General features: G+C 73.6%; 8 protein-coding genes. 4 read left to right on the top strand and 4 right to left on the bottom strand.

The genetic code is table 11. The features are described 5' to 3' along the window. Nucleotides 1-140: 140 nt before the first annotated feature. The 3 genes from ACZ4SV_RS08900 to ACZ4SV_RS08910 form a co-directional block, all read right to left on the bottom strand. The gene (locus ACZ4SV_RS08900; RefSeq protein WP_468002679.1) at nt 141-1,634 is read right to left on the bottom strand and encodes an MFS transporter; all 1,494 of its coding nucleotides are present in this window, start codon (nt 1,632-1,634) and stop codon (nt 141-143) included. Nucleotides 1,635-1,843: 209 nt separating this feature from the next. Then, nucleotides 1,844-2,128 carry a helix-turn-helix domain-containing protein gene (locus ACZ4SV_RS08905; protein WP_468002681.1) on the bottom strand — a complete coding sequence of 95 codons (285 nt, stop codon included), beginning with the start codon at nt 2,126-2,128 and terminating at the stop codon, nt 1,844-1,846. After that, a complete protein-coding gene (locus tag ACZ4SV_RS08910; protein WP_468002683.1) occupies nt 2,125-2,910 on the bottom strand; it encodes a hypothetical protein in 786 nt (261 codons plus the stop codon). The genes ACZ4SV_RS08905 and ACZ4SV_RS08910 overlap by 4 nt, the downstream gene beginning before the upstream one ends. 768 nt (nt 2,911-3,678) lie before the next feature. Between ACZ4SV_RS08910 and ACZ4SV_RS08915 the strand changes: the two genes are divergently transcribed. Beyond that, complete coding sequence (locus ACZ4SV_RS08915; protein WP_468002685.1) at nt 3,679-6,375, top strand: AfsR/SARP family transcriptional regulator; 2,697 nt, start codon at nt 3,679-3,681, stop codon at nt 6,373-6,375. Between the two features lie 18 nt (nt 6,376-6,393). Here the strand turns inward: ACZ4SV_RS08915 and ACZ4SV_RS08920 are convergent, their stop codons facing one another. Then, complete coding sequence (locus tag ACZ4SV_RS08920) at nt 6,394-7,299, bottom strand: serine/threonine-protein kinase (RefSeq protein WP_468002687.1); 906 nt, start codon at nt 7,297-7,299, stop codon at nt 6,394-6,396. 65 nt (nt 7,300-7,364) lie between these two features. On the opposite strand from ACZ4SV_RS08920, the gene ACZ4SV_RS08925 reads away from it, so the two are divergent. From ACZ4SV_RS08925 to ACZ4SV_RS08935, 3 genes are read left to right on the top strand one after another with little or no spacing between them, the layout of a single operon-like run. Further along, nucleotides 7,365-8,888 carry a PD-(D/E)XK nuclease family protein gene (locus tag ACZ4SV_RS08925; protein WP_468002689.1) on the top strand — a complete coding sequence of 508 codons (1,524 nt, stop codon included), beginning with the start codon at nt 7,365-7,367 and terminating at the stop codon, nt 8,886-8,888. Continuing rightward, the gene (locus ACZ4SV_RS08930) at nt 8,885-10,003 is read left to right on the top strand and encodes a pPIWI_RE_Y domain-containing protein (protein ID WP_468002691.1); all 1,119 of its coding nucleotides are present in this window, start codon (nt 8,885-8,887) and stop codon (nt 10,001-10,003) included. The genes ACZ4SV_RS08925 and ACZ4SV_RS08930 overlap by 4 nt, the downstream gene beginning before the upstream one ends. After that, nucleotides 10,003-13,536: a pPIWI_RE_Z domain-containing protein gene (locus tag ACZ4SV_RS08935; RefSeq protein WP_468002693.1), complete on the top strand. Its 3,534-nt coding sequence runs from the start codon at nt 10,003-10,005 to the stop codon at nt 13,534-13,536. The genes ACZ4SV_RS08930 and ACZ4SV_RS08935 overlap by 1 nt, the downstream gene beginning before the upstream one ends. The last annotated feature ends 1 nt before the right edge of the window (nt 13,537 follow it).

Below are 13,537 nucleotides of genomic sequence, written 5' to 3' on the forward strand. Positions count from 1 at the left end.
ACCCCGTGACTCGGCCGCGTCGGCGGTCGTAGCGCTGTACCCGGTCGCTCAGCCGTGCCGGCGGTCGTAGCCGCCGTACGCCGGTCGCTCGTACCCGGGCGTGCCCGTCCCGTGAGGCACGGGCGCGTGCCGGCGGTTGCTCACGCGCCGGGCCGTACCTTTTCCTCGACGTCGTCCTCGCCTCGCCCGGCCATCTCCATGGCCTTCTCGGGTTCCGGGCGCACATGGCGTTCGCGCAGGTCGGCGATCGCCAGTACGAGGGCGACCAGGATGATGCCCACAGCGGAGAGCAGTCCGAGCTGCATCGCCGTGTCGGTGCGGCCGTGGTTGGCGAGGTGCGCGAAGTACACCGAGCCCACCACCGCGATCCCGGCCGCCGAGCCGACGCGCTGGCCCGTCTGGAGGACGCCGCCGGCCGCGCCCGCGCGGTGCACCGGGACCCGGGTCAGCGTGAGGGTGGTGTTCGGGGAGACCGTCAGCCCGGACCCGGCGCCGCCGATGAGCAGCGGCAGCGCCGACGCCCAGCCCAGGTTCTGTCCGGGTGCCAGCGCGACCGCCGCCATCACTCCGAGCAGTCCCAGTGCGACGCCGGCGAGGCCGATGACGACCAGCTTGCGGCCGAACCGCACCACCAGCCGGCCTCCGGCGGCGGCCCCGGCCGCCGAGGCCGCCGCGAAGGGCAGCACGGTCAGGCCCGACGCGAGCGCGCTGTAGCCGAGGCCGTTCTGGAGGTACAGGGCGTAGAGGAAGAAGACGGTGGTGAAGCCCGCGAAGTAGGTGAGGCTGATCAGGGCGCCCAGCGTGAAGGAGCGCAGGGAGAACAGCGCCAGGTCCACCAGCGGGGCGCGGGAGAGCAGGCCCTGCCGTCGCTCCCACGCCCAGAACGCGCCCAGCAGCGCCAGCCCCAGCGGCAGCAGCGCCCACTTCGCCCGGCCGGTCCACTGCTGCTCCTGCACCAGGGGCAGCATGAGGGCGAGCACGCCCGAGCCGAGGAGCAGCACGCCGAACAGGTCGAAGTCCTCGCGCTTGCCCGCCGGCGGGAGCCGGGGCAGCAGCCGCAGGCCCGTGACGAAGGCGGCCACGCCGATCGGCAGGTTGACGAAGAAGACCCAGCGCCAGCCGTCGTCCGTGCCGGCGGCGTCGATCAGCAGACCGCCCACCAGCGGGCCCGCCGCCGTCGACACCCCGATGACGGTGCCGAGCACACCGAAGGCCTTGGCGCGTTCGTCGCCCGCGAACATCTGCTGGATCAGCCCGGAGGTCTGCGGTGCGACGATGCCCGCCGCCGTGCCCTGGATCAGCCGGAACACCACCAGCCAGACTGGCCCGGACGCGAGCCCGCAGGCCAGCGAGGCCACCGTGAACAGGGCGAGCCCGAACAGAAAGGCCTGGCGCCGGCCGCGCATGTCGCCCAGCCGGCCGGCCGGGACCAGCGCGAGGCCGAAGGTGAGGGCGTACCCGGAGACCACCCAGGACTGGGTCGCCTCCGAGGCGCCCAGTCCGTGTTCCAGCGAGGGCAGTGCCACATTCACGATCGAGGTGTCGAGAAGCGAGATGAACCCCGCCGCCAGACAGACCCCGAGCGCCTTCCACCGCCGCTCGTCGGGGGCGGGCCGTGCCTGGACTGTGCTCATGGGGTCACGCTAAGCAGCCGTGGCCCGCCGCGCACGCGGAGGCACCCGGCGTCACCCCGGCGTCACCCCGGCGGCTCCCCGGGCCTCACGGCACGCAGGACGCCCGCCAGCCGTCCGCACCACCGCCTCGCCGTCCTTCCGGCCGGAGAAGACCGGAGGCCCGGCGGTTTCCCGCCGGGCCTCCGGCTGCTGTCGGACGCGTCGCCCGTTCAGGGAGTCCCGTCCGGTTCGATGTCCAGGCCGGCCTCCAGGTCGACCGCGTAGACCGGCCGTTCGTCGATGCCCAGAATGCGCATCAACGGTGTCGTCGGAATCCTGAAGCGGCCTCCCACCCGCAGGACGGGGCAGGGGAAGTCACCGCGGTGGATGAGCCGGTAGGCGGTGTGCGGGCAGATGCCCAGGGCCCGCGCGGCGGTGCGGAGGTCGACCGCCACGGGCAGGTCGAACACCTCGGTGAAGGTGAGCGGATCCCGCCTGGGGGAGGGGGTGCTCACGGGCGCCTCCTCGGCGGGCCGACCCGCAGGGTCGCGATCCGGCGCCCGCGGCCGGGACGGCGCACCTGCCGGACGGCGTCGTGCAGGCCCAGGCGCTTGGCGAGCGCGCCCAGCCGCTCCCCTTCGACCTGCTCCGCCGAGACCGTGACGCGCACGGAGGCGCGCAGCCCGGCGGGGTCCGGCGGCGCTGCGATCTCCCAGGCGAGGCCGCCGGTTCCGTCCGTCTCGTGCTCGTGGCCCTCGTCCTCCCCGCAGGAGTCACCGTCTCCCGGGCGGGCGCTGCGCGCGGCGACGCCCTCGATGTCGGCGGTGGGGAAGCTGCGCGCCTCGGAACGCGCGTAGTGCCAGGCGCCGCTGCGGGCGGCCCGGAGCAACTGCCCGATGGCGTCCGGCGCTTCGGGATCGACCGTCGGCAGCCGCTCCAGGAGGGTGGCGACCATCTCCGCTTCCAGGACCCGCCGGCCGGTGCGCAGGCGCAGAGCGATCCGGCGGACCGTGCCCGTCAGACGGGGCAGGGCGAGCCAGAGGAGCAGCAACTGCCACGGGCGGCCGGGGGAGTCGTCGGAGCGCGCGGCCCGGATGGCGTCCCGCCAGACGGCGGCGGCCAGTTCCTGGTCGACGAGGTCGCCGTAGAGCGCCCGGTGCGCCTCGGCGGGCGTCAGCGGTACCGCGTCCTGCTCCGGCCCGTACCTGACGTGAAGGACCGCACGGTCCGCGAAGCGGGGCTGGGTGACGTGCGCCATGACCGCGGCGAACGCGCCGCCGGAATCTGCCAGTATCAAGGCTTTTTCCTTCCTGGGCTGGGGTGGATGTGCTTATAACGGGCAAAGCGAATGAACTGGGCATGCGTCACACGCGTAACGGTTTTGTACGGGTGTGAGCGTGGGAGGAGTGCGTGCACCAGGCGTTGCAGAGGCGGCTTCACGGGTGGCGGCCCGCAGGGGCCGGGAGCGGGGGGTCAGGGGGGTGCCCGCCCGGAGGCGGGCACCAGGAGACCGTGCTCCGCGCGGCAGGTGCCGCCGGTCAGGCGGACTCGTCCCCGGCCTCCGTGTCGGCCGGCGCGGAGGCCGGCGGCGTCTCGGGGGCGGCCGGGCGCACCGGGCGCCTGGAGGTCCGGCCCCCGCGGATCGAGGAGGACCGCCTCCGGCCTCCCCGGCGCGTGCTGCGTCGCTGGTTCATCGATCGTCTCCTTCGTGCTGCCGTTCGGCCGGCGCCTGTACCGCCGGCCCGAACTGCCGGTCGCCCGGCCTCTGGTGAGGGGAGCGGCCGCGCCGGGCGCCCTGGGCGGGTGGTCCGGTGGTGCGGCTGACGGCGATGGTGGCCCTTTCGCGGCCACGGCGCCCGGCGCGTTCTGAGGGAAATTGGAGTCCGGTCTGAGGGCGCGCGGGAGCACTCGCGTGTGAAGCCGCGCCGATCGGCATACGCATGCACAGGTGCCGGCGGAACCAGGCCGGTGACCGTCACGGAGGTGAGGAGAGTTGTTGGAGGGGCAGGTACTCGGCCCGGTCAGAGCCGTCGTCCCAGGTGGGCGGGGAGTGGAGGGCACGTCGATGCTTCCCCGCCTGTTCGCGCTGTTCGTGCTCGCGCCGGGCCATCGGGTGCGGCGGGACGAGATCGTCCACCACCTCTGGCCGGACGGGAACCCGAGCGACGCCGCGATCAGCCGTCACTTGTCGGACCTGCGCAAGCGGCTGGACGGACGGGTGGGGCGCATGGGATCGGGCGGATGTTCGATGGATCTGTCGGAGTGTCATGTCGACCTCCTCCACTTCCACGATGAAATGCGACGGTCCAGGGAAATGTCGGCTTTCGCACGCTTCGACATCCTCCGCGGCGCTCTGGAGCCGTGGTGTCCCGAGGGGCCGCTGACCGGTCTTCCCGGACGCGGATTCCGGCTGGCGCGGACCGAGTTGCTGGGTGAACGGAGTGCCGCGGTGGTCGCCTGCGCGGCCGCCGCCTGGGAGGCCGGAGAGCACGAATGGTTACGCAAGGAAACCGAGGAGTTCTTGGACCGGTTCCCCGTCGACAGGAAGAGCGATGAACAGATATTCCGCTACCGATTGCAGGCGACCGCGGAGAAGTCGGTGCGGGCCGCCAAGCAGTTGATCAGGGACCGGAAGAGCGCCCGCGGCAACCCGGTCGACGCCGAACTCGCCCGGCTGGTGCGGGCCATCACCCGGAACACCTACCAGGCCGGCCGCGTCCGGAGCGGTACGCCCAGCCCTCCGGTTCCCCGCCAGCTTCCCTTCCCGGAACGCGAACTGCGGGGCCGCGGTGCGGACATCACGTCCCTGCGCCGGTACCTCGCCCAGCGGCGGGCCGAAGGCAAGGTGGCGGTGATCCTGCTGACCGGTCTGCCGGGAGTGGGCAAGAGCGCACTGGCGAACCACCTGTGCCGGTCGGTGGAAGCGGACTACCCCGACGGCACCCTCTCCGCGCACCTGTACGGATTCGCCGGCGAAGCCGCGGCACCCGCCGAACCGGCCCGGCTGATCGGGCGGTTCCTGTCCGACCTGGGGGTCGGGACCGAGACGACCGATCCCGACGCGCTGAGCAGCACGCTGCGCACCCGGCTGGCCGGCCGCTCCCTCGTCATGCTGCTGGACGACGCCGCCAACGCCGGCCAGGTCCTGCCGCTGCTGCCCGGCGCCGGCACCTCGGCCGTGATCGTCACCAGCAGGAACCGGCTGCCCGACCTCGCCGCCCGCGAGGGCGTGTACCTCTGCGACGTCGAACCGCTGGACCGGGAGCCGGCGGCCGAGGTCCTGTACGCCGCGATGGCCCCGGACGTGCGCCACAAGTGCGCGGCCGCCGTCGACCGGCTGGTGGAGCTGTGCGGCCGGCTGCCCCTGGCCCTCTCCCTGATCGCCGGGCGGGTCCGCAACCGTCCGCCGCGGGCGGTCGCCGACCTGGTCACCCGGCTGAGCCGGGACCACGAACGGCTCAGCGAACTCTACGAGCCGGGCGGGACCCTCTCGGTGCGGCTGGCCCTCGGCTGTTCGGTCCGCGCGCTGTCGCCCGAGGCCAGGCGGCTGCTGTGGCAGTTGGGCGTCCATCCAGGGCCGAGCATCGACTGGGACGCCGTGATGGACCTCGCAGCCGGGTGGCCGGGAAGCCACACGGACCGGTACCTCGCCGAACTGATCGAGGCGAACCTCGTCGAATACGCCGCGCACCGCTACCGCCTGCACGACCTGGTGCGTGACTACGCACGCCACGAGGTGCTGTCGGACGACGGCGAACCCCTGGAGGAATCGAGGGAGATGACGGTGCGCCGGATCCTCGACCACCACCTGCACAACGTGGCGGCGTGCGACCGGGTGATCGATCCGCAGCGGACCCTGCCCATAGCGGACCCCGGCACGGGCCGGGTGATCGACCCCGACACGGAAGAGCAGGCCATGGCCTACCTCGACGCCGAGTACGAGACGGTCCTGCGCGGCATCGAACTCGCCGCGGACCACCACCTCGGGGACCACGTCTGGCGGACCTCGCTGGCGCTGGTGTCGTACCAGTGGCGGCGCGGCCGGCATGCCGAGGCGGAGCGCCTGCTGCGCCGGGCCGCCGAGGAGGCGCGCGCATCGGCCTCGCCCACCGAGCAGGCCATGGTCTACCGGATGCTGGCCGGAAGCCAGATACGCTGCGGCTCCTTCGAACTGGGGCTGCGCAACGTCGAGGCAGCCGTCCGGCTCAGCGCGGAGCGGGACGACCCCGCCGGCCGGCTGAGCCTGGCCCTGTCGCTCCATATGCGCGCCGCCGGCCATGAGCGCCGCGGTGACCTCCAGGCGGCGGAGGATGATCACCGCCACGCCCTGGGACTCTTCGAAGCGGTGGGCAACGCCGCGGGTGCGGCCGCCGCGCTGAACGGGATCGGCACCGTGCGGGGTGCGCGCGGCGAGTACGACGAGGCGCTGCGCACCTGTGGCGAGGCCCTGCGGATCTTCGAGACGACCGACGACGACAACGGGCGGGCGAACGCCCTGACGACCCTCGCCGGCATCCACGTCGCGCGCTCCGAGCGGGACGAGGCGCTCCGCCTGTACGAGCGGGCCGTCGGGATCTACCGGGACCTCGGCTACTGGCCGAACGAGGCCAAGACCCTGTGCCGGCTGGCCGAGGTCCGCCTGGCCTCGGGGCACACCGACGCGGCGGTCCGGGCACTCGAACGCATCGCCGTCCTCCGCGAGTTCATGGGCGACGACGACGGCGTGCGCGAGGTCCTCGACAAGCTGGAGAGCCTGCGGTGAGCGCAGGTGCCGGCAGGCTCACAGACGTGGCTCGTGGGTGCGGTAGTACTCGGTCGGATCGGGGTCGAGGGGTTTCGCCGGGGGCCTCGCCCCGGGCACGGGCAGAAACGGACGCAGGTGGTCGAACACCTCCCGTACGTCCCGCGGACGGTTCGCCGGGAGACGGTCCACCATGCTCAGGGCGAGGTCCCGCAGTTCGCGGGGAACACGCCGGAGGTCGTCGGGCGGCAGTACCGGGCAGTCGGGCGCGGGGCGTTCCGCCATGCCGGCGTACGGCAGCCGCAGCACCGTCATCTCCAGGATCATGCAACCGAGGGCGAAGACGTCCGTCAGGTGCGTCACCCCGTGCGGGCAGCCGTCGTACTCGTCCGGCGGCACATAGCCGGGCGTGCCCTCGCCCCGGTCCGTCTTCTCGCCCTGGTACCGCGCGAAGCCCATGTCGATCAGCCAGACCCGGCCGCTCCAGTCCAGGATGACGTTCTCCGGCTTGACGTCGCGGTGCACCAGCTCCCGGTCGTGGACCTGGTGCAGCGTCTCGCAGAGCTTGCCGATGAGGGCCGCCACGGTGGGCACCCGCAACGGACGGGCCTTGAGCATGGCGTCGTAGAGAACGGTGCCCTCGATCAGCTCCAGGACGATGCACCTGCGCTCCCCGCCGGAGCGGCCGGGTCCGCTGCGGCCGAAGACGCGCGGAATCCCCTGGATGCCGGTGAGCTGCCGAGTGGTGTCGGCCTCCGCCTCGAATTCCTCCCCCATCCCCCGATAGCTGCTCTCACGCTCGAAGAGGCGCGCCCTCTGGAGCTTCACCGCCACCGGCCGGCCGGTCTCGGTGTCCCGCCCGCGGTACAGCTCGCCCTGACCGCCACTGCCGATCTCCGCCAGTAACTCGTACCGCCCCAGAACGGTCTTTCCCCGGTACGTCAACCGACTTCCCTTCCCTTCGCGCCGCACAGCCGCGTGCGGCCGTCACCGAACCGAGAGGAGTGAGCATGCCGGAATCCTGGTCACCACCCGAGGGGGTGTACCGCGGCTCCGACGTCGTCACGGTGTCACTGGGCATGTTCAAGGACACCGCCTACCGCTGTCCCGCCGCGGACGCGATGAAGGCCCGCGGGTATCTGCCGCGGGCCCGGCAGGAGCGTCCACGCGAGGTCCTGGAGCACTTCGCCCTGGGGCCTTTCATGAAACCACGGTCCGGCCCCCTCCACGACGGACTGCGGCAGTGGTCCGCCCACGCCCGCTCCGTCTACGGCACCGCCTTCCCGCCGGACCCGTCGCGCCCGCTGACCGAGGTGGACCCGTGGACCTACCGGCACCGGCTGCCCGCCGCCGACCACCGCGGCGCCGGCGAGTACCGCATCAACGTCTGGGGCCGCTGCCTGCGGTCACCGGACGGCACCACCCGCGAACTCCGGCTCCCCGTGCACCGGATCGGCGCGGCGGAACCGCGCCCGGGCCAGGTGGCCGCGGCCGCCCTCGCCACCGCCGAGGGCCTGCCCGGCCCGCTGCCCGAGCGGGTGCGCGTCGTCGAGTTCGCCGTGCTCGACGGCCGCACGCGCGTCCTGTTCGAGGGCACCCGGGAGAAAGCCGTCGAACAGTACCGGACCGGCGGCGGTCCCGAGGCGCTGTCCGCCGTGCTCGACGGACAGGAGTACCGGCCCGGGCCCTCCTGCGCGGGCTGCGCCTACCTGCCCGTGTGCCCGGTGCTGCGCAAGGCACCGGGTCTGCTGGGCCCGGACACTCCCGGACGGCCGCGGCGGACCTGGTCGGTGACCAACGGCCGCAGCTACCGCGACTGTCCGGCACGCGACCACATGCGCCGCCTCCACCTCCCGGCCGCCGACGCCGTCGAGCGCGGCATCGCCGCCGAACGCGGCCGCGCCGTGCACGCCTATCTCGCCCAGCGCCACGGCCAGGGCTCCCTGCGGCCCTGCACGGTGGACGTCCCCGCCCGCTGGGTCCCGGCGGGCTTCGACCTGCCGGCGGACGAACAGCGCCTGGGCAGAGCCCTGTTGCGTCATCACGCCGCGGTGTGCCCCCTGCGCCGCGTACGGGACCGCAGCGATGTGCGGGCCGAGCCCCGGGTGGTCCGCCACGACGACACCGCCGAGGTGATCGTGATCGCGGAGCCCGATCTGCTGTACCGCGACGGGGACTCCTGGGTGTGGCGGGAGACCAAGACGTCCGCCCGCGGCGCGCGCCCCGCCCAGGACCTGCTGCGCGCCTACCCCCAACTGGCCCTGGCCGTCCTGCTCCTCTCCCGGGGCGACCTCGGCGGTTCGGCCTCCCGGGCGCGCGTGGAACTGGAGATCCTGCGGCCGGACGGCGCCGACCTGGAGATCATCGACCCGTACGCCCCCGCCCACCGCACCACCGCCGTCGGCCTGGTCCGTGACCTCACCGCCGGATGGCACCGGGACGACGACTACGCCGCCACCCCGGGCGAGGTCTGCACACGCTGCGAGGTGGCGCGGTGGTGCTCCGCCCGCACCGACGCGACGGACGCCGCGTGACGCCCGGGCCCGAGACCGCGGCGCCGGACCGCCACCCGGACGACCTCGTCCTCGACCTGGCACGCGCCCTCACCGTCCTGGCGGAACAGGACGGGCTCCGCTCGTTCTCGCTGCCGTATCCGCAGCCGGTTCAACTGGCCCTGGACCGCATGGTGCTGCACTGCCTGAACCACGGGCGGACGGCGCCCAGAAGCCTGCCCGAGCTGCTCTCCTGGTGCACCGGCCCCGGCACCCACCGGCCGACCGGGAGCCGGCCGGCACCGGCACACCCCGAACTGTGGCTGATCGACCCGGTAGGGCTCATGCCCACCCGCCGGTGCCTGGAACTGGCCCCGCCGGGCCGGGCGGGACGTGTGGAGCAGGACGCCCTCGACGCCCTGGCCCTGCTGGAGCGCAGATGCGCCTCCGCCGACCGCTACAGCCGGTGCCGGCACTTCCTGACCCGGCACCCGGTGGTCGGCCCCCGGGACCGGTTCGGCTCCCGCCGCTGGGACGCGGTCGTCTGGAACAAGGTCAGGGACCTGTACGAACCGGTCCCCGAGGCACTGCTCGTCCGCGGCACCCTGAGGCTGTGCGGCACCTGCGGGCTGCCGGCCCGTGCTCCGGGCGACGAGCGCGAGAGCACCGGATCGACGTGGTGCGAGGCGGAGGACTGCCCGCCCGGCGTCCCCTTCCGGCTGATCCGCAAGCCCGCCGGCCACCGCCTCCTCACCCGTGCTCTGCGCGCGTTCCTCTCGGTCCCCGCACGCACCGAACAGGAGGCGCTCGACGCACTCGGGCGGGCCGGCGCCGCGTACACCCTGCTCGCGGACGGCGGCCTCGGCACCTACCGGGTCACCGGCGCCGGGGCGCGCTCCCGCCTCCTCCAGGTGCACGACCGCCACGACCCCGCCCTGCTGGCCGGGCGGGCCGGTGCCGCCTTCGCGCGGACCACGGACCCGGTGCTGATCGTGGTCCCCCGCCGTGCGGCGGACCGGGCCGGTTACCGCATGGCCTTCCGGGCCGCGCTGGACGAGGAGTGCCGCGACCGCGTGCGCCTCACCACCCCCGACGGACTGGAGCGCCTGCTGCGTCCGCCGGGCCGCCCAAACACCGACCCCGAGAAAGGACCCTGATGCGCAGCTTCGCCCGTGGTGTCTCCGATGTCATCGCGCGCCTCGTGGAGTTCGATCCGGCCGGGCGCAGAGCGGCGTACGAGCTGCTGTGCCAAGTGGAGACGGGGCTGCGGCTCCAGGAGCGGCTGATGCCCGGCAGCCCCGCCGTGCACGCCTGGGTGCTCTTCAGCGGCTATCCGTTCGCCGAGGCATGGGGCGTCCCGCTGCCCCCGGACGCGGACGCCGCGCTGCGCGCCGGCCGCTACTCGATGTGGACGCTGCGCAGGCGCCGCGCCTGGCGGGAGGCCCTGGAGCGCTACCAGCAGTCCGCCGCGGCACTGCGCGGTTACGACGTCCCCGACCCGGACGGCCCGGCCCGGCGCCGCGAGGTCTCCGTCGCGGCCGACCGGTGGGCCGCCTACGACCGGCTGCTGCGCGTGGCACCGCAGCCGACGGGCGACCGCCCCAAGGTGGCCGGGCCCGGACCGCACGCCTTCCCGCTCGGCCACACGACGGAGGTGATCGATCTGCCGGCCGTCCCGGCCGGCCCGCCCGTCGCCCACGACCTCGACGCCCTGCCGCCCGGCAAGGGGGAGCCGCTGACCTTCGACATCGACGAGCTGACTAGGACGGCGGCCCGCATGGACGCCGTACGCGACCGCGACTGGGCGGGCCGGCTCGGCAAGCTGCTCCTCTCGGTCAGGACCGGGCACGGATTCGCCGCACACGCGAAGACGTTCACGGTCGACCGCGTCCAGCACCTCCTCGGCATCGTCGGCGCGGGCAAGAGCACCCTGCGGGACGTCATCGCCGTACATCTGGCCACCAGGCCCCGCAAGGGACGGGTCACCGTGGTGGTCGGCGACGTCGCCGAAGTCCTCCGCCTGGTCGAGCTGTACAACGTCTACACCGACGGCGCCGCCGCGCCGGTCGTGGGCGTCAACAACAGGGAACGGCACGCGCAGCGGCTGCACCGGCGGCTGGCCGGGCAGGGCGAGCACCGCCTGCTCGCCCACCAGGACCCGGCCTTCGACCACCTGGGCACCTCCTGCGCGCTGAACGCCCTGCGGCGCGGGCCGGCGGCGGCGAAGGCACTGGCCTTCGGCGAGGCGCCCTGCACCCGGCTGCGGCCGGAGGCCCGGCGCGGACGCGGCACCCCCGAAGCCTCCGGCGGCCCCCGCTGGCAGAAGCAGGCGGTGACCTGCCCCTACTGGTCCGTGTGCCCACGGCACCACACCTCCCGTGCGCTGGTCGACGCGGACATCTGGGTGGCCACACCCGCCGCGCTCCTCGACGCGCGTCCGCCCTACGCACAGCAGGGGGAACGCATCCGGTACCTCGAACTCGCCTGCCGCCGCAGCGACCTGGTGATCGTGGACGAGGCGGACCGGGTGCAGATGCAGTGGGACCAGTCCTTCGCCCCGGCCGTGCCGCTGGCCGGGGGCCAGGAGGACGGCTTCATCGACCGGCTCGGCGGCCACAAGATCCGGGAGCTGGCGGTCCGCGGCCGGGTACAGCTCTCCGACCGGGACGTGGAGACCTTCACCGCCGCGCTGAACACCGCCCAGGCGGCGACCGACCGGCTCTACGCCATGCTGGTCACCGACCACGGGCTGCGCACCTGGGTGCGCACCGGCTACTTCAGCGCGTGGACGTTGCAGCTCAGACTGCTGGAGGAGCGCTACAGCCTCCCTGACGACCGGGCACCGGAAACCGACCGGGACGCCGCCGCCGACAGCGCGGCCCGGGAGGCGCTGTGGAACAAGCTGGACGCCTTCCGGGACAACCCGTTCGGGGACCGGCACCGGTTCACCGACGAGGACTTCGGCGACCTCACCGGACTCCTCAACGAGATCCTGCACACCAGCAGCCCCGAGAACACCCGGCAGCGCGTCGGGCGGGTGATGGACCGGGTGTTCCGGCTCCAGCCCTTCATGGAGCGCAGACGGCGGCAGTACCGGCGGGACCACGCGGCCTGGCAGGAGAAGTGGCAGCGGTGGAAGAACGGACCGGGCGCGTCCCGCGGCCGTGCCGAACCCAAGCCGCCGCAGACCCCGGAGCAGTGGCGGACGGAGTTCGCCCAGCGCTTCGAGTTCAGCCTGCTGCTGTGCGCCCTGGAGCCGAGACTCGCCCTCGTCAACGCCATGTGGCCACGCGTCGAGGCCGCGCTCAACCTGGGCTTCAACACGATGTACCGCCGCCCGGACGACTACGGACCGATGGTGCCGGAAGCACCGATGGGCAACGTCATCGGCTTCAAGTTCCACGTCCAGGGACCGGACGAGGGCGGGGTGCGCAGCGGCGCGCTGACCTTCTTCCGGTGCAGCGGCGTCGGCCGCGAGCTGCTGCGGAAGCTGCCCGAACTCGCGGCGGCCGACGGCCGGCCCGGAGCGCACGTCCTGCTGATGTCGGGCAGCAGCTGGGCCGGCACGTCCAGCCGCTACCACATCCACGTGCCCGTCGGCGTGATCATCGAACCGCCCGCCGCGGAGACCGGGCGCATCGCCGAAGAGAGCCTGATGCGCTTCGAGTTCATCGACGACGACGACGGCCCGGTCCGGGTGTCCGGCACCGACCCGGACGAACGGCTGGACACCCTGCGGTACATCGCCACCGTGCTCGGCGCGAGCGAGGAGAGCGGGACCGAGGGCGGCGGCCCCCTGGAACGCGAGATGGTGGAACTGCCGGACGGCCGGGACCACATCCTCCTCGTGGTCGGCAGCTACGAGGAGGCACGGGTCGTCGCCGACACGCTGCACAACCTCAACTTCCGCTGGCGCGGCCGGGTGCTGCGGCTCGTCTCCGACGACGAGGAGCTGCACGAGGACGGCCACGACGGCGACGGTCCGCACGCCAGGACGCTGCGGCGCGGAGACGTGGAACACCTCAGGGAGGCCCGGGCCGACCTCCTGGTGGCGCCGCTGCTCGCCGTCGAGCGCGGCCACAACATCCTGAACCACGACGACCAGGCCGCCATCGGCACGGTCTACTTCCTCGCCCGCCCCAACCCGCACCCCGAAGACCTCGGGCTGGCCGTCAACGCCGTCAACGACTGGATCGTCCGCGCCAAGGAGAACGGCGACTTCGCCCGGTGGGTGCGCGGCGGCGCCACGGTGGCGGACGGCGCCGAGGCGGTCCGGCGCGAGGCGCGCTCGCACTGGTACCACGTGCTGCGGCGGAGCATGGCCTGGAGCCGGCTCGGCGACGACCGGGAACAGGTCACCTGGGACCTGCTCGTGCTGATGTGGCAGGTCATCGGGCGCCTGGTCCGCGGCGGTGTGCCGGCCCGCGTGGTCTTCGTGGACTCCGCCTTCACACCGTGCCGGGCGGCCGTCCCGCCGGGGCCCGACACGCCCGTGACCAGCCTCCTGCACAGCGTGCGCCACGTGCTGCGGCACTACCTCGAGGACGGACACGGCGCCCCGGAGGACCACCGGTTCATCGTGCGGGCGCTGTACCAGCCCCTGTGGCGGATGCTCGACCGCTGTCTGGAGGCCCAGAGCCGAACCGCCGGCCACGGTACGACCGGACCCGGACTTCCCGCATCATCCTGAC

It is taken from the genome of Streptomyces sp. NPDC027672 (assembly GCF_055566335.1).

Excerpts from the sequence above, each read along its gene's own strand:
- ACZ4SV_RS08900 (WP_468002679.1), bottom strand. The coding sequence starts at position 1,634 with ATGAGCACAGTCCAGGCACGGCCCGCCCCCGACGAGCGGCGGTGGAAG.
- ACZ4SV_RS08915 (WP_468002685.1), top strand. The coding sequence starts at position 3,679 with ATGCTTCCCCGCCTGTTCGCGCTGTTCGTGCTCGCGCCGGGCCATCGG.
- ACZ4SV_RS08925 (WP_468002689.1), top strand. The coding sequence starts at position 7,365 with ATGCCGGAATCCTGGTCACCACCCGAGGGGGTGTACCGCGGCTCCGAC.
- ACZ4SV_RS08935 (WP_468002693.1), top strand. The coding sequence starts at position 10,003 with ATGCGCAGCTTCGCCCGTGGTGTCTCCGATGTCATCGCGCGCCTCGTG.